Source organism: Pseudomonas sp. WS 5503, assembly GCF_012985385.1.
GTDB classification, from domain to species: Bacteria; Pseudomonadota; Gammaproteobacteria; order Pseudomonadales; family Pseudomonadaceae; genus Aquipseudomonas; species Aquipseudomonas paracarnis.
This window is the reverse complement of the sequence record NZ_JAAQWI010000005.1, coordinates 386,680-406,964: the sequence shown is the minus strand read 5'-3', so window position 1 is coordinate 406,964 and position 20,285 is coordinate 386,680. Positions and strand designations below refer to the sequence as shown.

The 20,285-nt window shown below is 59.7% G+C and carries 17 protein-coding genes; 13 read left to right on the top strand and 4 right to left on the bottom strand.

The window, feature by feature from the left end; all coding sequences use genetic code 11:
• The first annotated feature begins 675 nt into the window (after positions 1–675).
• Positions 676–3,171 carry a LuxR C-terminal-related transcriptional regulator gene (locus HBO10_RS16040; protein WP_034128731.1) on the top strand — a complete coding sequence of 832 codons (2,496 nt, stop codon included), beginning with the start codon at positions 676–678 and terminating at the stop codon, positions 3,169–3,171.
• On the opposite strand, the gene HBO10_RS16035 is transcribed toward HBO10_RS16040, so the two are convergent.
• Positions 3,168–4,043 (bottom strand): AraC family transcriptional regulator, encoded by an 876-nt coding sequence (locus HBO10_RS16035; RefSeq protein ID WP_034128730.1) that lies wholly within the window; start codon positions 4,041–4,043, stop codon positions 3,168–3,170. The genes HBO10_RS16040 and HBO10_RS16035 overlap by 4 nt on opposite strands.
• A gap of 136 nt (positions 4,044–4,179) precedes the next feature.
• Here HBO10_RS16035 and HBO10_RS16030 point away from each other — a divergent pair, with 136 nt between their 5' ends.
• A complete protein-coding gene (locus HBO10_RS16030; protein WP_034128729.1) occupies positions 4,180–5,118 on the top strand; it encodes a DMT family transporter in 939 nt (312 codons plus the stop codon).
• Between the two features lie 52 nt (positions 5,119–5,170).
• On the opposite strand, the gene norR is transcribed toward HBO10_RS16030, so the two are convergent.
• Complete coding sequence (gene norR, locus HBO10_RS16025) at positions 5,171–6,718, bottom strand: nitric oxide reductase transcriptional regulator NorR (protein ID WP_034128728.1); 1,548 nt, start codon at positions 6,716–6,718, stop codon at positions 5,171–5,173.
• 147 nt (positions 6,719–6,865) lie between these two features.
• Between norR and hmpA the strand changes: the two genes are divergently transcribed.
• The 8 genes from hmpA (at position 6,866) to queC (ending at position 15,247) form a co-directional block, all read left to right on the top strand.
• On the top strand, positions 6,866–8,047 hold the full coding sequence (gene hmpA / locus HBO10_RS16020; RefSeq protein ID WP_034128727.1) for an NO-inducible flavohemoprotein: 1,182 nt from the start codon (positions 6,866–6,868) through the stop codon (positions 8,045–8,047).
• A gap of 221 nt (positions 8,048–8,268) precedes the next feature.
• Positions 8,269–8,775 (top strand): disulfide bond formation protein B, encoded by a 507-nt coding sequence (locus HBO10_RS16015; RefSeq protein WP_034128726.1) that lies wholly within the window; start codon positions 8,269–8,271, stop codon positions 8,773–8,775.
• Between the two features lie 793 nt (positions 8,776–9,568).
• A complete protein-coding gene (gene cyoA / locus HBO10_RS16010) occupies positions 9,569–10,510 on the top strand; it encodes a ubiquinol oxidase subunit II (protein ID WP_034128724.1) in 942 nt (313 codons plus the stop codon).
• Between the two features lie 3 nt (positions 10,511–10,513).
• The gene (gene cyoB / locus HBO10_RS16005; protein WP_003194053.1) at positions 10,514–12,532 is read left to right on the top strand and encodes a cytochrome o ubiquinol oxidase subunit I; all 2,019 of its coding nucleotides are present in this window, start codon (positions 10,514–10,516) and stop codon (positions 12,530–12,532) included.
• A 3-nt stretch (positions 12,533–12,535) separates the two neighbouring features.
• On the top strand, positions 12,536–13,162 hold the full coding sequence (locus HBO10_RS16000) for a cytochrome o ubiquinol oxidase subunit III (RefSeq protein ID WP_003194052.1): 627 nt from the start codon (positions 12,536–12,538) through the stop codon (positions 13,160–13,162).
• The gene (cyoD, locus tag HBO10_RS15995) at positions 13,162–13,497 is read left to right on the top strand and encodes a cytochrome o ubiquinol oxidase subunit IV (RefSeq protein ID WP_003194051.1); all 336 of its coding nucleotides are present in this window, start codon (positions 13,162–13,164) and stop codon (positions 13,495–13,497) included. The genes HBO10_RS16000 and cyoD overlap by 1 nt, the downstream gene beginning before the upstream one ends.
• An 11-nt stretch (positions 13,498–13,508) precedes the next feature.
• A complete protein-coding gene (cyoE, locus tag HBO10_RS15990) occupies positions 13,509–14,396 on the top strand; it encodes a heme o synthase (RefSeq protein ID WP_003194050.1) in 888 nt (295 codons plus the stop codon).
• 152 nt (positions 14,397–14,548) lie between these two features.
• Complete coding sequence (gene queC, locus HBO10_RS15985; RefSeq protein ID WP_054896961.1) at positions 14,549–15,247, top strand: 7-cyano-7-deazaguanine synthase QueC; 699 nt, start codon at positions 14,549–14,551, stop codon at positions 15,245–15,247.
• Positions 15,248–15,354: 107 nt separating this feature from the next.
• Here the strand turns inward: queC and HBO10_RS15980 are convergent, their stop codons facing one another.
• Entirely contained in the window at positions 15,355–16,218 is an 864-nt protein-coding gene (locus HBO10_RS15980; protein WP_014719862.1) for a queuosine precursor transporter, read from the bottom strand.
• Positions 16,205–16,810 carry a helix-turn-helix transcriptional regulator gene (locus HBO10_RS15975; protein ID WP_080757657.1) on the bottom strand — a complete coding sequence of 202 codons (606 nt, stop codon included), beginning with the start codon at positions 16,808–16,810 and terminating at the stop codon, positions 16,205–16,207. The genes HBO10_RS15980 and HBO10_RS15975 overlap by 14 nt, the downstream gene beginning before the upstream one ends.
• Positions 16,811–17,021: 211 nt before the next feature.
• Between HBO10_RS15975 and HBO10_RS15970 the strand changes: the two genes are divergently transcribed.
• The 3 genes from HBO10_RS15970 (at position 17,022) to HBO10_RS15960 (ending at position 20,271) form a co-directional block, all read left to right on the top strand.
• Positions 17,022–18,104: a pyridoxal phosphate-dependent aminotransferase gene (locus tag HBO10_RS15970; RefSeq protein WP_034128722.1), complete on the top strand. Its 1,083-nt coding sequence runs from the start codon at positions 17,022–17,024 to the stop codon at positions 18,102–18,104.
• A 120-nt stretch (positions 18,105–18,224) separates the two neighbouring features.
• Positions 18,225–18,896 (top strand): LuxR C-terminal-related transcriptional regulator, encoded by a 672-nt coding sequence (locus HBO10_RS15965; RefSeq protein ID WP_152612701.1) that lies wholly within the window; start codon positions 18,225–18,227, stop codon positions 18,894–18,896.
• A gap of 175 nt (positions 18,897–19,071) precedes the next feature.
• A complete protein-coding gene (locus HBO10_RS15960) occupies positions 19,072–20,271 on the top strand; it encodes an MFS transporter (protein ID WP_169922032.1) in 1,200 nt (399 codons plus the stop codon).
• The last annotated feature ends 14 nt before the right edge of the window (positions 20,272–20,285 follow it).

Here is a 20,285-nt window from a genome sequence, read left to right as displayed (position 1 = left end):
AAATGTGTGGCTTGCCTGCGATGGCCATAGGTATCTACACAACTTTGGGGCGACGCTGGACCTGTGGCGAGGGAGCTTGCTCCCGTGACGGCCTGACAGCAGACGCATCTCTACCTGACACCCCAGGATCCAAATGTGGGAGCTGGCTTGCCTGCGATGACGGCCTTCCAGCCGACACAGCTATACCGAGTACATATCCATTCCTGCGGTAACGGCCACTTAGGGTTCCGCTTTTACAGCGGCTCACTTTTGAAAAGCGCAAAAGTAAGCAAAACGCTCTTGCCCCACCACTCGGCACCTCGCTTAGGCTGGGTGTGCCCGTAATCCGCCAGTGATTTGGGGGGCCGCCGCCACGCGCCATTCATGGCGCGGGGCGGCTAAACCGGCATCCCTGCCGGTTTACCCCCCCAAATCACTGTCGAATTCCGGCCAGCGTGGTTTAACGGGGCGCCTAAGATCAAAAGCAGATCAAGAGCGGCTCGCTTCGCATCGTGGTTACCGTTGAGCTTACAGAGTTATGTAGATGCCTATGGCCATCGCAGGCAAGCCAGCTCCCACACTGAAGGGCGTATACCTTGGTTTTTATGGTCTTCAATCAACCCGCTGAATACTTCTTCAACAACCGCCAACCACAGGTCTAGGGTGACGCAACAATAAAAACAGCAGGATGCAGCAATGACCGCCATGACCCGCTGCCTGGACCGTCCTGGATTTATGCCACGGCTGTCAGCCCACCATGCGTTGCGTGCGCGGCTGACTGTGCCTCTGCTGACGGCGCAGGCGCGGGTAAGGTTGCTGTGCGCACCGGGAGGCAGTGGCAAGAGCGCGTTGCTCGCCGAGTGTGCGCTGCAGGCGCCGAAGGGCTGTCAGGTGGTGTGGATGCCACTCAACGGTGCCGCGCTCAGCCCCTTGGAATTCTGCGCACGGCTGGCGCAGCAGCTTGGCTTGCCGTTTGTGGATGAAGCCACGTTATTGCTCGACTTGGGCCGTTGGCCACACACCACGTGGTTGTTTCTGGATGATTTCTGTCGCTCGCCTGCGCCTGAGCTGGATGCGCTGCTGGACCGTTTGCTCGCCGCTGGCAGCCCGCAGTTGACCTGGTGGCTGGGCGCGCGACGGCGCCCGTTGTGCAATTGGCCACGCCTGTTGCTCGACGATGAGTTGCTGGAGTGCAGCGAGTTGTTTTTCAGCGCTGAGGAAGTCGAGCAACTGCTCGCCCCGGGGCATAGCGTCGACAGCGTGATGCAGTTCAGCGCCGGTTGGTGCGCCGGTGTGCGTATCGCCTTGCTGGGCGACGGCCACCCCGACAAGACCCTGCTCGATTACCTGCAGCATGAGCTGTTCAACACCTTGTCGGCGCCATTGGCTGAGGCTTGGCGCGTGCTGGCCCATCTGCCGCGTTTCAACCTGAACCTGTGTGAGTACTTGTTCGGTGGTGGTGACGGCGCTGAGCATTTGCGCGAATTGCAGGCACTGGGTGCGTTTATCCAGCCCTGGGAAGACACCAGCGACTGGCTCCACATTTTCCCACCGTTGGCGCGACTGCTGCGCGACGAACCCTGGCCGGCCAAACGCTCCTGGCACCGACGCGCGTGCCAATGGTTCAGCGCCGAGGGTGACTGGCAGGCCGCGTTCGAGCAGGCGTTGCTGGCGCAGGAATATGAAGTGGCGGTGAGCCTGTTGCAGCACTTCAGTTTCGAGGATTTGTTTCGCCAGCAGAACGCCGTGCTGCTGTTGCGCCTGCATGAACAGCAGGGCGATGAATTGATGTTGGGGTCGGCGCAACTGGTGGGCCTGCTCACGGCCGCGTTGTTGTTTGCCGGGCGCTTCGAACAGGCGGCCTTGTGCATCGACCAACTGGCCCGGTTCGCCCCGCAACCGACGCCTGCCGCGCAGCGCTATCTGCTGGCGCGCTGGCAGGCGCAGTGGGGCTGGTTGCTGCATTTGAGCGGCGACGCCGAACGCTCCCGCGAGCACTTTCTCGAAGCCCTGCAAGCGTTGCCCGACAGCGCCTGGACATCGCGCCTGATGTGCCTCTCGGGCCTGACCCAGCAAGCCTTGCTGCGCGGTGAGTTGGAGGCCGCCCAACGCTTGAACCGTGAAGCGCTTTGCCTGGCCCGGGTCCACGGTTCGCTGGTATTGGAGGCCCTGCTGGAGTTGGACCACGCCCAATTGCTGGAGCAGCGTGGCGCGCCGTACCGGGCGCAAAGCCTGTTGGAAACGGTGCAAGCGATGTTGGCCGGGCAACGGCTCAACGCCGGGCCGTTGGTGGGGCGTATTGTTCTGCGCCGCGGGCATCTGGCCTTGCGTCAGGGCCAGGACGGCCTGGCCGCCGAATGTTTCGAGGCCGGCTTGAGCATGTGCCTGCAGAGCCAGGACAAGCGCGTTCTGTACGGATTTCTGGGCCTGGCGCTATTGGCGGCCAATCGTGGCGACTACGCCCAGGCCTTCATTCAATTACGCGACGCCGAACGCCTGATGCAGCAGCGCCATGTGCCCGACACGGTGTACCGTGCGGTACTGCTGTTGGTCAGTGGGCACTTCTGGTTGCAGCAAGGCCGCGCCGAATTGACGGTGCAAGCCGTGCGCCGGGTGTTGCGCCACTTTCGCGGGCCTTGCGCCAAGCAGGCACCGCCGGCCACCTTGGAGCTGATCCCGCGCCTGGAATATTTGCTGGTACTGGCCGAGGTCAAGCTGGGCTGTGCCGAGCAACCTATCGCACGGCTCAATGCCTTGCTCGACACCTCACGGCAACGCGGCATGCTTTGCCTGGAAACCGAATTGCACCTGGTGCTGGGTGAAGTGACCTGGCAGCTTGGCGACCCGGCGTTGGGGCGTCGGTCGCTGCAAGCTGGCTTGGCGCTGGCAGAGCGTTGCCAGGTGCAGCAGGCGGTCCGCGAGTTGCGTTTACGCGCCCCGGGACTTTTGAGTGAGCTGGGCCTGGAGCCCCAGGCCGCGCCTGCCGGGGCGGCGCAGAACCCGCTGAGCCAGCGTGAGTTGGAGGTGCTGCAACTGATCGCCCTGGGCAACTCCAACCTGGAAATCGCTGATCGCCTGTATATCTCCCTGCATACCGTCAAGACGCATGCGCGGCGTATCCACAGCAAACTCGGGGTAGAGCGACGCACCCAGGCGGTGGCCAAGGCGAAGACGTTGGGCTTGATGGTCTAGGCGCAGAATGCGTGGCGGTATTGGCCCGGCGTGGCGCCCATGGCGTGGCGAAAGCGCTGGTTGAAATGACTGGCGCTGGAAAAACCGCACAGCAAGGCCAGCTCACTGATCGGCAAAACGCTGCTGCGCAGCAGGTTTTTCGCTCGCGCCAGACGCCGTGCCAGCAGGTATTGATGGGGCGGCACGCCGAAGCTTTGGCGGAACATTCGGGCGAAATGGTATTCGGACAGCGCGCACATGGCGGCCAACTGGCCGAGGCTGATGGCGTCTTCCATATGTTGATCGATGTACTCCACCAACCGCCGCCGTTGGTGCGCGGCCAACCCGCCTTTCAAGCGCAAGCCTTCGCGGGCGCCGACCTGGTTGAGCAAGGTATGGCTGAGCAGTTCGTGGGCCAGGCTGCTGGTCAGCAGGCGCTCGCCGGGCTCGTGCCAGTTGAGGCTGACCAACTGGCGAAAACGCTGGGCCTGGAATGGGTCTTCAAGGAAGGTGCCCTCGCGCAAGTGCAACTCCCGTGGCTCCCGGTCCAGCAGGGTGACGCAGCCGAGGGCAAATTGTTCCGGGCTGAAATACAGGTGGGCCAGGCGAATATCGCCATTGATCACCCAGGCCGACTGATGCTCGGCCGGCAGGATGCACAGTTTGTCGGGGCCGCCCTTGAGGCCCGGCTGATCACGCCGAAAGGTGCCCGTGCCACCCCCGATGTAGCAGGACAAGGTGTGATGGCTGGGGGCCTGGTAATCCTGGGCGTCATGGTGGTTGCTCCACACGGCCGCAGCCAACCCGTCACCGAGCTCGGCGCAGGCTTGCAGGCGTGCGTGGGGCGAGCGGTTGAGGGCTTGGAAGACGTGCAGCGTTTGCAGCTCTGGCATGGTGTGTTCTCCGACACCCCGCATCCTACGCTCCACGGCTGGCGCTGTGAGCCCATCGCCCGACAAAAGCGCAAGAATGTGCAAGAGCCTGCACGGGGTTGAAGGCCACACTGTGGCTCAATCGACGGAGCCGGCTATGAATCTTTTCCTGTATCTACTCACGGTACTCATCTGGGGCACCACTTGGATCGCCCTCAAATGGCAGTTGGGCGTGGTCGCGATTCCTGTGTCGATTGTCTATCGCTTCGGCCTGGCCGCTCTGGTGCTGTTCGTGCTGTTGCTGCTCAGCCGCAGGTTGCAGGTGATGAACCGGCGCGGGCACATGATCTGCCTGGCGCAGGGGCTGTGCCTGTTCTGCGTCAACTTCATGTGCTTTCTCACCGCCAGCCAATGGATTCCCAGCGGCCTGGTGGCGGTGGTGTTCTCCACGGCGACCTTGTGGAACGCGCTCAATGCCCGGGTGTTTTTCGGCCAGCGGGTGGCGCGTAATGTGCTGATGGGCGGGGCGCTTGGGTTGCTGGGGCTGGGCTTTTTGTTCTGGCCGGAGCTGGTTGGGCATACCGCCAGCCCGCAAACCTTGTTGGGCCTGGGCTTGGCCCTGCTGGGCACCCTGTGCTTCTCGGCGGGCAACCTGCTATCGAGCCTGCAGCAGAAGGCCGGGCTCAAGCCGCTGACCACCAATGCCTGGGGCATGGCCTATGGGGCGGCGATGCTGGCGACCTATTGCGCAGTACGTGGTATTCCCTTCGAGATGGACTGGAGTGCGCGGTATATCGGTGCGCTGTGGTACTTGGTAATCCCAGGCTCGGTGATTGGTTTTACCGCTTACCTCACCCTGGTGGGCCGCATGGGGCCGGAGAAAGCGGCGTATTGCACGGTGCTGTTTCCGGTGGTGGCGCTGAATGTGTCGGCCGTGGCCGAGGGTTACCAGTGGACGGCGCCGGCGTTGATGGGGCTGGTGCTGGTGATGCTGGGGAATGTGCTGGTGTTTCGTAAGGCCCGTGCGCTCGATTGTTCCCACGCTCTGCGTGGGAATACCGCTCGGGACGCTCCGCGTCCGCTCTCGAGGCCATGACGCGGAGCGTCGTGTGAGGCATTCCCACGCGGAGCGTGGGAACGATCACCGATCACTTGAGGCCTAGCCGCTTGGCCATGCGCCCCAGGTTGGCGCGGTCCAGGCCCAGTTCGCGGGCGGCGCTGGCCCAGTTGTGCTGATGGCGTTCCAGGCAGGCGCTGATGAGTTGGCGCTGGTAATGCTCGGTGGCCTGGCGCAGATCGCCGCTGACCACCGGGAGGGCAGGGGCCGGTGCCTCTTCGGCCGCAGCCGCAGTCACGCCGGGCAAGTCCAGGTCCAGGGCGCTAAGGCTGAGAATCTTGGGGCGCTCGCGGCAGTTGCCCAGGGCTTTCAACGCGCTGCGTCCGATCAAGTGCTCCAGCTCGCGCACATTGCCGGGCCAGTTGTAGGCCGTTAGGGCCGCCTGGGCATCTCCGGTCAGGCGCAGGCTGCCCAGGCCCATGCGTGAGCGGTTCTGTTCGAGGAAGAACCCCGCCAATAGCAGCACATCACGTCCGCGCTCGCGCAGCGCGGGCACTTGCAGTGGGTAGACGCTCAAACGGTGGTAGAAGTCGGCACGGTAGCGGCCATTGCGCACCTCTTCGGCAAGGTCGCGGTTGGTGGCGGCAATCAGGCGCACATCCACCTGGTGCTCCTTGTCCGACCCCAGGCGCTGCAACTGGCCGCTTTGCAGCACGCGCAGCAACTTGGCCTGCACGGTCAACGACAACTCACCCACTTCATCCAGGAACAAGGTACCGCCATTGGCCAGTTCGAACTTGCCCCGGCGCTCGTTCAACGCGCCGGTAAAGGCGCCGCGCACATGCCCGAACAGTTCGCTCTCTACCAAGGTCTCGGGCAGGGCGGCGCAGTTGAGGCTGATCAGCGGTTTGTCGGCGCGGGAGGAGGCGGCGTGGATCGCCTGGGCCACCAATTCCTTGCCGACCCCGGTTTCGCCGGTAATCAGCACGGTCAAGTCACTGCCGCCGACCAGGTTGATTTCCTCGACCAGGCGCTTGTGCGCTTTGCTCTGGCCGATCATTTCCTTGGGCTGCTGGCCACTGGCCTGGCGATAGATCTCGGCGCGCTGGTGCTCGTCTTCGGCCCGCAGCGCCAGGCGCTCGATGCGTTCAGCCACGTTGACGGTGGCCGCGGCGAGGCTGGCGAAGGCTTGCAGGGCGTCCAGCTCGACCCGTTCAAAGCGCTCGGTATCGAGGGCGTCCAGGGTCAGCAGCCCCCAGGGCTGGTCGTCGATAAACAGCGGGCAGCCCATGCAGTCGTGGACTTCCAACTGGCCGTGCAAACCGGCGACCAAGCCGTCATAGGGGTCGGGCAATTGGCTGTCACTGTCGAAGCGGGTAGGGCCGGGGCTGCTCAGCAGGATCTCGAAGCGCGGATGTTCGCTGACCTTGAAGCGTCGCCCCAAGGTATCGGCGCTCAAGCCGTCCACGGCCAGCGGCACCAACCACTCGCCGTCCAGGCGTAACAACGCGGCGGCGTCGCAGGGCAGCAGTGCACGCATGGCTTGCAGCAGGCGCCGGTAGCGCTCGCCTTCGGGCAAGTCCCGGGACAGGTCAGCGACCAGCGGCAGTAAGGTGGTGAGCAGGGGTTGTGCAGTCATAATGACTCCTTGTAGTCCTTATGACTATAAAGTGTAGGAGGTCATACTGACTACAAAATATTTAACTTGTTGAAAATAAAGGATTTATAAGTTGGCATGATTACTGACTGTTATAAGGCAATCAGTAAGAAGACCCAGGAGTCTCCCATGCTTAGTGCCCAAGACCGTGCAATCATCAAATCCACTGTGCCCCTGCTGGAAAGCGGCGGCGAAGCGCTGATCACCCATTTCTATCGCATGATGCTGTCCGAGTACCCGGAAGTCCGCCCGCTGTTCAACCAGGCCCACCAGGCCAGCGGTGACCAGCCCCGCGCCCTGGCCAATGGCGTGCTGATGTACGCGCGGCATATCGACCAGTTGGACCAACTGGGCGACCTGGTGGCCAAGATCATCAACAAACACGTGGCCTTGCAGATCTTGCCGGAGCATTACCCCATCGTGGGGACGTGCCTGCTGCGGGCTATTTCTGAAGTACTGGGCAGCGAGATTGCCACCCCCGAGGTCATGAGCGCCTGGGGTGCGGCCTATGGCCAGTTGGCGGACATTCTGATCGGCGCCGAAGCGGCCATCTACGACGAAAAAGCCCAGGCGCCCGGCGGCTGGCGGGGGGCGCGGGCGTTCCTGTTGGTCAAGCGCGTGGAGGAGAGCGACGAGATCATCTCCTTCTACTTCGCGCCGGTGGACAACGGCCCGATCCTGGCCGCAGCGCCCGGCCAGTACATCGGCCTGAAACTGGTGCTCGATGGCGAGGAAGTGCGTCGCAACTATTCCCTGTCGGCCCTCACCGACACCGGGCTGTACCGCATCAGCGTCAAGCGCGAAGCGGGCGGGCGGGTCTCCAATTACCTGCACGATCAGATGCATGTCGGCGCGACCATTGACCTGTTCCCGCCGTCGGGCGAGTTCACCCTGGCCGCCAGTGATAAACCGCTGGTGCTGATCAGCGGCGGGGTAGGCATTACGCCCACGCTGCCGATGCTCGAAGCCGCCCTGGCAACCGAGCGCCCGGTGCATTTCATCCATTGTGCCCGTAACGGCGGGGTGCATGCGTTCCGTGATTGGGTGGACACCCTGGCGGCCCAGCATCCGCAGCTCAAGCGTTTCTACTGCTACGCCGAGGATGACGGCATCAGCCCGGCGGCAGACAAGGTCGGGATGCTCAACCAGGAGCAACTGGCGGCCTGGTTGCCTGAGCAGCGTGATATTGATGCTTACTTCTTGGGCCCCAAGGGCTTCATGGCGGCGATCAAGCGTCATCTCAAAGCGCTGGGTGTGCCGGAGAAGCAGGCGCGCTATGAGTTCTTTGGCCCGGCGGCGGCGTTGGAATAGAATTTGGCCATTGACCGTATCGGCATCATCGCGGGCAAGCCCGGCTCCCACAGAGGATTGCATTCCAATGTGGGAGCCGGGCTTGCCCGCGATGGCGTCCGCACAATCATTACATTTGCCACGATTAATCCGCTGTTAACCCCCCTCTGTTTTAACCACTGCCTGTGTGTAAACTTGTTGCCATCAGGCACAACCATAATCAGAGAAAGGGAAAGACGGGGATGATTGACGACATGCGTTTAGGCAGGGAGCGGCGCTTTCTGGTGTTGCTGGGCATCATCTGCCTGGCGCTGATTGGCGGGGCGCTGTACATGCAAGTGGTACTGGGCGAAGCACCGTGCCCGCTGTGCATTCTGCAACGCTACGCCTTGCTGCTGATTGCGCTCTTCGCGTTCATCGGCGCGGCCATGCGCACCAAGGGCGCGCTGACCTTCTTCGAAGGGTTGGTGGTGCTCAGCGCCGTGGGTGGCGTGGCTGCGGCCGGCCACCATGTGTACACCCAGTTCTTTCCCCAGGTCAGTTGCGGCATCGATGTGTTGCAGCCGATCGTTGACGACCTGCCCCTGGCCAAGGTGTTTCCCCTGGGCTTCCAGGTCGACGGCTTTTGCAGCACCCCCTACCCACCGGTCCTCGGCCTGTCCCTGGCCCAATGGGCGCTGGTTGCATTCGTGCTGACGGCGATCCTGGTGCCCCTGTGCATCTATCGCAACCGTCATCCCAAAGCCTGAACCGCCGCGCCTGTCGAACGCTCCGTTGCTTCTGAATGAAGGCGGAGCGTTTTTGTTTGTAGGGATTTGTGAAAGCACCGTGACGAGGGGCAACGGAAGGTGCGCGCAGCGTGCGACATGTTGTCACATGAACGTTGTCGCAGGACGTTTCTGACCCGCCAAATCGGCCCTTGGATTTGCACCCCACGTACAAATTGTGCTGTCAGTTCGTGGTTCCCACGGCGGCCCGATTCGTATGCGGCCCCAATCCCTGAAGCATCTATGAATGCCTTGTTTTATGGGCACTTGGATACCCTCGGCATGCCCTTACAGGCCGTAAGGGAAGTGGCACTGTGCCCAATAACACGGCAATTTTTGTGGTTTTTGTTGAGAATCGAACGCGATAAGATCGCGAATCTTTGCAACTTTGGTGAAGGATTGTTGCTGGAATCGATAAAAATTATTTCTCTATAAGACATGGTTTATACATCGCTAGCTAACTACAATCGCCCGCACTGAATGTCCGGTGCTGTTCAATATTTGAGCATTGGAGCGGTCGAGGAGCAGATGGAAGGCTCAATGCGACCCCAGGTTCCGGCAGCCTTTCAACTATCCGCACCAAATGGAATTGGTCTGTAACAAGGCCTTTAGCCACGAAATCGAATAAGAACTCACTGCAGGTCCGTGAAACGTACAGTCATGACGTGTCGGGCAGGCTCTTATTCAATCGAAGAGAAATGCCAACCCTTGGCAGGGTGAAGTGTTGGCGATCAAAACCCAACTGCATTGCGCAAGCTGCTTTAGAGGTCGTGAGATGAGTAAAAACAGGTACCCCCGATTACTAGGCTTTTTGCCGCTGCTTGGCATGATGTTAATGCTGGGAGGCTGCAAGTGGACCTTGCTCGACCCAAAAGGACAGGTCGGTCTGGATGAACGAAACCTGATCATCACCGCTACCCTGCTGATGCTGCTGGTTGTGGTGCCTGTGATCGTGATGACCTTCGCCTTCGCCTGGAAATACCGCGCGTCCAACACCAGCGCCACCTATGCGCCGAAGTGGTCGCACTCCACCAAGATCGAGATCGCGGTGTGGTTGGTTCCGATCCTCATCATCATCGCCCTGGGTTACGTCACCTATAAGTCGACCCACGCGCTGGACCCGTATCGTCCGCTGGAGTCCGACGTCAAGCCTGTGAACATCCAGGTGGTCGCGCTGGATTGGAAGTGGCTGTTCATCTACCCGGACCTGGGTATCGCCACTGTCAACGAGATCCGCTTCCCGGAGCACACCCCGCTTAATTTCCGGATCACTTCCGACGCCGTGATGAACTCGTTCTTCATCCCTGCACTGGGTGGCCAGATCTACGCGATGGCAGGCATGCAGACCCGCCTGCACCTGATCGCCAACCAGAAAGCTGAAATGGAAGGCATCTCCGCCAACTACAGCGGCGCTGGCTTCACCGGCATGAAATTCAAAGCGATCTCGACAAGCCAGGAAGATTTCGACGCCTGGGTAGCTGCAGTCAAGGCCGCACCTAAACAGCTTGATCAAGCTGAATACGACGCTCTGACCAAACCGAGCCAGAACAACCCTGTCGCCTTGTACTCCGCGTATGAGCCGGACCTGTTTCAGAAAATCGTCGACAAGTACGAAGGTATGAAGCCAGGCAAGCCGGTCAAGCACGAGAAGAAAGAAGTGGCCGCGGTTGAAGGTTCTGATACAGGCGCGCATTCAACTGCTGGGGCAGAGGAGTAAACGATGTTTGGTAAATTAAGTTGGGACGCGGTCCCATTCCACGAGCCGATCGTAATGGTGACTATCGCCATGATCGCGCTGGGTGGTTTGGCGCTGGTTGCGGGTATCACCTATTTCAAGAAGTGGTCCTACCTGTGGACCGAGTGGTTGACCTCGGTCGACCACAAGAAAATCGGCGTCATGTACGTCATCGTTGCCATGGTCATGCTGCTGCGTGGTTTTGCCGACGCCATCATGATGCGTACCCAGTTGGCCATGGCCACCGAGGGTTCGCCTGGCTACCTGCCACCTGAACACTATGACCAGATCTTCACCGCCCACGGTGTGATCATGATCATCTTCATGGCGATGCCTTTCTTCACCGGCTTGATGAACCTTGCCTTGCCGCTGCAGATTGGTGCGCGTGACGTTGCCTACCCGTTCCTGAACTCCCTGAGCTTCTGGCTGCTGGTGTCCGGCGTGGTGCTGATCAACGTTTCCCTGGGCGTCGGCGAATTCGCCAAGACCGGTTGGGTTGCGTATCCGCCATTGTCGGGGCTGCAATACAGTCCGGGCGTGGGTGTGGACTACTACATCTGGGCGCTACAGTTATCAGGGCTCGGGACGACATTGACTGGGGTCAACTTCCTGGCCACCGTCCTGAAAATGCGCGCCCCTGGCATGAAACTGATGGACATGCCGATCTTCACCTGGACCTGCACCTGGGCAAACGTGCTGATCGTGGCTTCGTTCCCGATCCTGGCCGCTACCATGGCGCTGCTGTCGCTTGACCGTTACCTGGATTTCCACATTTTCACCAATGAACTTGGTGGCAATCCAATGATGTACGTGAACCTGTTCTGGGCATGGGGTCACCCTGAGGTGTACATCCTGATCCTGCCAGCGTTCGGTATTTTCTCCGAAGTGATCTCGACCTTTACCGGCAAGCGCCTGTTCGGTCACCACTCGATGGTCTACGCCTCTGGCGCGATCTCCGTACTGGGCTTCATGGTGTGGCTGCACCACTTCTTCACCATGGGTTCGGGGGCCAGCGTCAACGCCTTCTTCGGCCTGGCGACGATGCTGATTTCCATCCCGACGGGGGTGAAGCTATTCAACTGGCTGTTCACCATCTACCACGGTCGTCTGCGCATGACCAGCCAGGTCCTGTGGACCCTGGGCTTCATGGTGACCTTCGCCATCGGCGGCATGACCGGCGTACTGCTGGCCATCCCGGGTGCTGACTTCGTGCTGCACAACAGCCTGTTCGTGATCGCCCACTTCCACAACGTGATCATCGGTGGTGCTGTATTCGGCTACATCGCTGGTTTCAGCTTCTACTTCCCGAAAGCGTTCGGCTTCAAGCTGCACGAAGGCTGGGGCAAGGCTGCGTTCTGGTTCTGGATCTCGGGCTTCTTCGTCGCGTTCATGCCGCTCTATGCACTGGGCTTCATGGGCATGACCCGTCGTCTGAACGCCACCACCAACCCTGAGTGGGTACCGTACCTGTACGTTGCCATGTTCGGTGCGGTGATGATCGCTGTGGGTATCGCCTGCCAGCTGATCCAGCTGTACGTCAGCGTGCGTGATCGCAAGCAGAACATGTGCGAATCCGGCGACCCATGGAACGGCCACACCCTGGAATGGTCGACCTCGTCGCCACCACCGTTCTACAACTTCGCCGTGATCCCTACTGCGAACACCATTGATGCGTTCACCGAAGCCAAGGAAGACGGTACTGCGTACCAGAAGCCCAAGCACTACGAGCCGATCCACATGCCAAACAACACCGCCACTGGCGTGGTGATGGGTGCGCTGTTGACCGTGTTCGGTTTCGCGATGATCTGGCACATCTGGTGGCTGGCAATCGCGAGCCTGGTGGGCACTATCGGTTACTTCATCATTCACGCTGCCCGTGATGATCAAGGCTACATGGTGCCGGTCGAAACGATCGAACGCATCGAAGCCGAGCAACACGCTCGCCTGGTAGCCGAGAAGAAGATCCCGGCCAACCGTGTAGAAACCTCGTTGGAACAGGCTTAAACCATGTCGAACTTAGTGACCAATGCTGGACACGCCCATGTCGATGACCATGGGCACGATGACCACCACCACGACTCGGGGCCGATAACCGTCTACGGTTTCTGGCTCTACCTGATGACCGACTGCATCTTGTTTGCGTCGATCTTCGCGGTGTACGCGGTGCTGGTAAACAACGTAGCGGGTGGCCCGTCGGGCCACGACATCTTCGAACTGCCTTACGTGCTCGGCGAAACCGCCTTGCTGTTGTTCAGTTCGATCACCTACGGCTTCGCCATGTTGGCCTTCTACAAGGGCAACAAGAAGGGCGTACTGAGCTGGCTGGGCCTGACCTTCCTGTTCGGCCTGGGCTTCATCGGCATGGAGATCAACGAGTTCCACCTGCTGATCTCCGAAGGCTACGGCCCGCACCGTTCCGGTTTCCTGTCGGCGTTCTTCACGCTGGTCGGCACCCACGGTCTGCACGTATCCGCTGGCCTGCTGTGGATGGCAGTGATGATGTATCAGGTCAATAAGCACGGCCTGACCAACACCAACAAGACCCGCCTGAGCTGCCTGAGCCTGTTCTGGCACTTCCTGGACGTGGTCTGGATCTGCGTATTCACCGTCGTTTACTTGATGGGGACTCTGTAATGGCTAATGCACACTCCCATGACAGCCACGATTCAAGCCACGGCAGCGTAAAGTCTTACGCCATCGGCTTCATCCTGTCGGTCATCCTGACCTTGATCCCGTTCGGCCTGGTGATGTACCCAACCTTGCCGAAGTCGATCACCTTGATGATCGTCCTGGCGTTCGCGGTGATTCAGGTTCTGGTTCACCTGGTGTACTTCCTGCACCTGGACCGCTCCAAAGAGCAGCGCGAGAACGTGATCGCGTTTGTGTTCGCAGGCCTGGTGATCGTTCTGCTGGTTGGTCTGTCGCTGTGGATCATGTTCAGCATCCACACCTACATGATGGCGAAGTGAGGTAAGACCCGATGTCGCTTAAGCACTTTATCCAAATCACCAAACCGGGGATCATTTTCGGTAACGTGCTTTCTGTGGCGGGCGGTTTCTTCCTGGCCTCCAAGGGACATGTCGATCTGGCCATCTTCCTGGCTGCAATGATCGGTACGTCCCTGGTGGTTGCTTCCGGTTGCGTATTCAACAACTGCATCGACCGTGACATCGACATCAAGATGGAGCGCACCAAGAATCGCGTGCTGGTCCAGGGCCTCATCTCCCTGAAGCTGGCACTGATCTATGCGACCGTCCTGGGTGTTGCCGGTGTGGCCCTGTTGTACAAGGTGGCCAACCCGTTGGCGGCGCTGTTTGCCGTGATCGGTTTTGTCATCTACGTCGGCCTCTACAGCCTGTACCTCAAGCGCAAGTCGGTTCACGGCACGCTAGTGGGCAGTCTGTCGGGGGCAATGCCGCCGGTGATTGGTTATGTAGCTGTGACCAATAGCTTCGACATGGCCGCGCTGACGCTGCTGGTGATGTTCAGCCTGTGGCAGATGCCGCATTCCTACGCCATCGCGATTTTCCGCTTCAATGACTATCTGGCTGCGTCGATTCCGGTATTGCCGGTCAAGCGTGGCATCCAGGTGGCCAAGAAACACATCCTGCTCTACATCCTGGCCTTCCTCGTGGCGACCTTGATGTTGACCTTCAGTGGCTACGCCGGCATGAGCTACCTCGCCGTCGCCGCCGCGATGGGCATGTACTGGTTGTACATGGCCTGGACCGGCTACAAGGCGGTGGATGACACCGTCTGGGCGCGCAAGCTGTTCGTGTTCTCGATCTTCACCATCACCGCGCTCAGCGTAATGATGTCCCTGGATTTCCAAGTGCCGAAAGAGCTGTTGCTGACCTACGCCCACTGAGTGGTCTTGCAGTAAAAAAGCCCCGCCTTCGAAAGTCGCGCGGGGTTTTTTATTGAGCGCTGCGCTAAACCGGATACGCTGCGTTATCGTTGACGTTTTCGCGAGCGAGCTCGCTCCTACCTCCCAATTCTACAAATGCAGGAAGCAATGCAATGAGTAAAAAAGCCGTGATGGTCTTCAGTGGCGGGCAGGATTCGACCACCTGTCTGATCCAGGCCCTGCCGCTGTATGACGAAGTGCACTGCATTACCTTTGATTACGGCCAGCGCCATGTGGCAGAAATCGAAGTGGCCCAGAAGCTGGCCAAGCAGTTGGGGGCCACTGTGCACAAAGTGATGGATGTGTCCCTGCTCAATGAGCTGGCGATCAGCAGCCTGACGCGCGACAACATCCCGGTGCCGACCGTGAACAGCTCGGGTGAAAGCCTGCCGAGCACCTTTGTGCCGGGGCGCAACATCCTGTTTCTGACCCTGGCTGCGATCTACGCCTATCAAGTGAAGGCCGAGACCGTCATCACCGGTGTGTGCGAAACCGACTTCTCAGGCTACCCCGATTGCCGGGATGAGTTTGTCAAAGCACTCAACCAGGCCCTCAAGCTGGGCATGGAATACGACGTGCGCCTGGACACGCCGTTGATGTGGCTGAACAAGGCCGAGACCTGGGCCCTGGCCGATTACCACGGGCAACTGGAGCTGGTGCGCGAGCAGACGCTGACTTGCTACAACGGCATCATCGGTACCGGCTGTGGCGAGTGTGACGCGTGCAATCTGCGCGCTCGGGGCTTGAATGACTACCTGCAGAACACGACACCTGTCATGCAGAGCCTCAAGCACAAGTTGAAACTGAAATAACCCTTGCAGGAGCGAGCTTGCTCGCGAAAAACCTGAGAGCGCCGCGTTCCACCAGATGCGCTGCGTGATCGTTGACGTTCTTCGCGAGCAAGCTCGCTCCTACAGGATTATTGATAGCGTTTGAACAATGAGCGTGCGCCATAGGCCGGCAGGATGTTGAAGAACGCGAAGCCGACTTTGATCGCGATCTGTACATAGATCATGCTGAGGATGTCGCTGGTCTGCATCGCCCCGTAGAAGGCGATAAAGCAGAACAGGAAGCTGTCGATAATCACCGCAAAGAACGTACTGAGGAATATCCGCAGGTATAGATACCTGGAGTTGGTCAGCTCCTTGATCTTGCACAGCAAGTAGGAATTTATATTCTCCGACACCAGGAACGAGACCGAAGAGGCCACCAGCACCGACGACACTTGCAGGATCACGTCGGTATAAGGCCCATCCAGCTTCCAGCCCGGTAGCCCTGGCAGGAACGTGGAGCCATACAGCAGGATGATGATCATCGCGTTGCTGGCAAACGCAAACAGAATGGCTCGCCTGGCCAGGCGCAAGCCAAAATTCTCGTTGAGCAAGTCCACGATCAAGAAGGTCAGCGGGTACAGGAACGTGCCCGGCGTGACGATGATGCCCAACGACTCCAGGTAAATCGGTTTGGTCGCGGCAATGCTGGTGAAGATATAGAAGGTGAACAGCAGCAAGTTCAGGATGATGTAGATCATCCAGGAGTTTTCATTGCGGTCGTTTATATCGTAGGCGGTCAGCGTTCCGCCTTGGGAGTAGAACTTCTTGTACAGGTTCTTGATTTCCATCTTGTTGAAGTTGTCCATCATTTCACTGCTGAGCACTTCACTCAGCTTGATCTTGAGGACCTTGCCCGTGGCGATCACCATGATCACCGCCAGGCGCTTGTCGTTTTCAAAGCCCAGCAACTTGTATTTGCTGTTTTCCACGGCGCCCTCAGACGTTGTCATTGAAGCGCTCCTCAAGGATGTCGCCGATGACACACAAACGCTCTGAGTTCCCGCAGGGTTCGAGGGTGATGAACAGCTTCTTGGTGGCGCGGTCGTACACCAGTTTTTCTTTATCGTCGCTCGACGAGCCTTTCTGCACGATCAGCAAGTCCCCCGGTTCATTGAGGCCGGGAATCCCGTGCTCCAGGCGCACGCCGATCAGGTTGCAGGCGCTGCCAAAGTAGTAGGTCAGCGGATGAAGCGTGGCCAGCTCACCGATGCGCTTGCCCAGGCTTTGCATGAGCAGGCTTTCCTTGAGCACAGGCACTGCCGCCGGGTTCTTGTTACCCAGTGGGGAAACATTGCTCTCGATGACTTCCTTGGCTTCAAAACTGATCGTCTCGATTTCTTCGTAGGAGACGCCAAAGAAGTCAGAAATCTTGCGTATCGTCGACTGCTGTACGTTAACGACCTTGCCTTCCAGGATGTTGTAGATAGTGGTCCTGGTCAGGCCGGCGGCACTGCTTAACGAAAGCTGGGTTTCGCCACGACTCTTGATCAAGTACTTGATGTTGCTCTTCAAGTGCTCGGTTTTTTCCCGTCTGTGTATCAAGTGCTCACCACTTCCATTTAGTCATCAGTCCATGCCGGCAGAACCCGTTCTTGACGGTTCGCGGCAGTGAAAGTGTTGCATGCGCCCGCTACAACAATAAAGTACTGAGTGCAGGGATACGCCTCGGTGGTAAATCAGGCAACGGCTTTCTCGTCATACTCTTCTGAACGGCCAGCGCGAATCCCTCGCGCTTCTACAAGGAGTAGTCACCATGGTGCGTGTCAGTCGTCGATCCCTTCTCGCCCTGGGCGCGGCCCTGCCTGTATTGGGGCAGCTCAATTGGGCGTTCGCCAGCCCGGCGCCGACGAAATCTGACAAGGTGCTACTCAATTACAACGAAAGCCCCTACGGCCCTTCAGACGCCGCTCGCCAGGCGATGCAGCGCGCGATTGCAGCCTCCGGGCGTTACCCTTACCCGGACATGTATGCATTGGCCGCGCTGTTTGCCGAGCAACAAGGCATCCCCGAAGAAAACATCGGGGTATTCGCCGGCTCGATGGCTGCCCTGCGTTACGCGGTGCTGGCGTTCGCCAGCCAGACCCGCGGCCTGGTGATGGCTACGCCGTCCTACGAAGTACCGCGCCAGGCGGCCGAATCGATCAAGGCGCCGGTGCATGAAGTTAACCTCGACGCCCAGCATGCCCACGATGTGCACGCCATGCTCGCCGCGGACCCACAGGCCGGCATGCTGTACCTGTGCAACCCCAACAACCCGACCGGTACGCTCACCTCGACCGAGGCTATCCGCCACGCTCTGGTGAATAAACCCAAGGGCAGCGTGCTGGTGGTGGACGAGGCTTATATCGACTTCTGCGACGCCCCCAGTTGCGTAAGTTGGGTCAAGGAACACCACGACCTGCTGGTACTGCGTACCTTCTCGAAGATCTACGGCATGGCCGGTGCGCGCCTGGGCCTGGCGATCGGCCACCCGGCGCTACTGGAGCGGTTGGCCGTGTTCGGCGGCGACAACGTCCCGGCCGGCGCCAGCTTGCTGGCCGCCCGTGCGAGCCTGGAAGACGCGCAACTGGTGGGCCAACGCAGAGCGCTCAATGCCAGGTTGCGCGATGAGACGATCGCCTGGCTCGAGGGCCGGGGCTTTACCTGCACCGTTTCCCACAGCAACTGCTTCATGATCGACGTGAAGCGCCCGGCAGAGCAGGTGATTGAGCAGTTGGCGGCACGGAATGTACTGGTCGGGCGGGTGTGGAAGGACTGGCCGCAGTGGGTGCGGGTGACGGTGGGTAATGAGCAGGAGATGGAGCGCTTTCGCGAGGCGTTCGCGGCGCAGGTCTAGCCCCTGGGTTTGCATCCGTTGCCTGGACAGGTAAGCCAGGCATGCTGCATGCTCGACCGGGTTGAATGATCAAGGAAGACACCCGTGCGACCTAATGGCCAACCCGATAAGAAATCGCCCATGCTGCCCGAGGATATGCACCGCTTGCTCGATACCGAGCTGAGCCGCCGTGGCCTGGGACACTTCGAGGTCTACCAGTGTGGGCCGACGCTGGACCAGGCGCAGATTGTGTCCAATTACCCCGAGGCCATGGAGCCTTCCGACACGGCCGACGATTTCTACCGGCGTGGCGAGCTGGTTTCATTGACCCGTACGCGGATCAAACCATTTTTCTGGAGTGATGAACACCTGCTGGCCGTGGCCGATGAGGCGGTGCCGGTGCCGGGCCCCTACAAACCCGTTGGCGAGGGCGCCAGTTTTATCGTGCATGGCAATCGCGGCTTCTACTCGGTGCTCAATCTGTGCAGCTTCGGCGAACATCGGCAATTTCGCGAGACCGTGCTGGCCCATCAAAGTGAACTGCAGATGCTGTTGGTCTCGATGTACGACGAGGCCCTGGAAGATCACGCGGCGCCTGTCGAACAACAGACGGTGCTGACCCCAAGGGAAACCGAAGTATTGTCCTGGGTCAGCCTGGGCAAGACCTACAACGAAGTGGCACTCCTGACGTCGATGACCTCCCATACGGTCAAGTTTCATATGAAGAATATCTTCGGCAAATTGCAGGTCAGCAACGGCAAATCAGCAATCGGCAAGGCCCTGCAATTGGGCTATATCCGCCACCCGGCCTGAGGCCGCAATCACCGCCTACCTGTCCAAATGGGTAGCTTGTTCGCCGCACAGTGCTGCATTAGTTTGCCTAGCTATGGAGTTTGGCGCCGGACACACCGGCGCCGCCATTGCGAAAGGACATCCGGATGAGCCGCTCTGCAGCTTTGCTCCACACCTGTGCCAGCGTGCTGCGCTGATGGGTACTTTTCACGCCTTGCGCGGCCTTAATACGCGGTTGCAAGCATTGTTCATGATCACGCTGGTGTTCCGCACGGGCACCCTGGCGTTTCCTTTTTACGCGGCGTACCTGATTCATCAACACGCGATATCGGCAGGCACGGCAGGCCTGTTGGTCGGCGTGTATGGCGCGGGCGCCCTGTGTACCGACCTGATCATCGGCGCCGTGATCAAGCGGTTTTCGGCCAACCGGGTCATTCTCGGTTCGTTGTTGTTCAACGCGGTGTTGCTGCTGGTCATTCCCTCGGTGGATAACCTGCTCGCGCTGTTCCTGTTGTCGTTTCTCTGGGGGGCCTGTTACGAAGCCTTCACACCGGCCGCGTTCTCCGAGACAGTGGCTCACAGTAATCTTGAGTCACGCAAAGTGGCGTTTTCCTGCAACCGATTGGCGATCAACATCGGCATGGCCATCGGGCCGCTACTGGGCAGCTTGATCTTCCTCAGCAATGCCGACGCGGTCTTCTACATCAATGCCATGCTGTCCCTGCTGGCCTTCGCCGCCTGCCTGCGGTTTGGTCGGTCTCGGCAGGCCACCCAAGGCGTACCTGTCGCCGTCAAAGGCGAGGGCTTGCCCGAGGTGGCGGCTCATGAGCGTTCGCGACTGCTGGTGATCCTGTTGGCAGCGCTGCCGGTGCACGTGGCTTACGCATTACCGCCGACTTTTCTGTCGGCGTACATCATCAACTACACCCAATTGCCGGCCTATTACGTGGGCATCATCTTTTTTATCAATGCGTTGCTAGTGATTGTGTTTGAAGTGCCGATCAACCTGCGCATGGCGCACTTGTCGAGCAGTCGCTCGCTGATCATTGGCCTGTTGCTGGCAGGCTGCGGTTTCTTCTTGATGGGCTTTGGTCAGGTCGGCGCGCTGTTGGTGCTTGCTACGGTGTTGTGGAGCCTGGGCGAGATGATTGTGTTCCCCGCGATCACCCACTACGTCAGCAGCATTTCCAGCCGCGACAGCGTGGGCCGCAACCTTGGCTACTACTCGGCGGGCGTCAACATCGGCGTGATGATCGCGCCCTCGTTGGCGTTCATGTTGCTGGCCCGGCCAACCTTGCCGTCACCGTGGCTGCTGGCAGGCTGTGTGTTGCTGCTGTTCGCAATCGCCGTGGGGATGATGAAAAGCTCGGCGGTGTTGTGGAATAAAGAGGCGTAGACGGCAACCGGCGC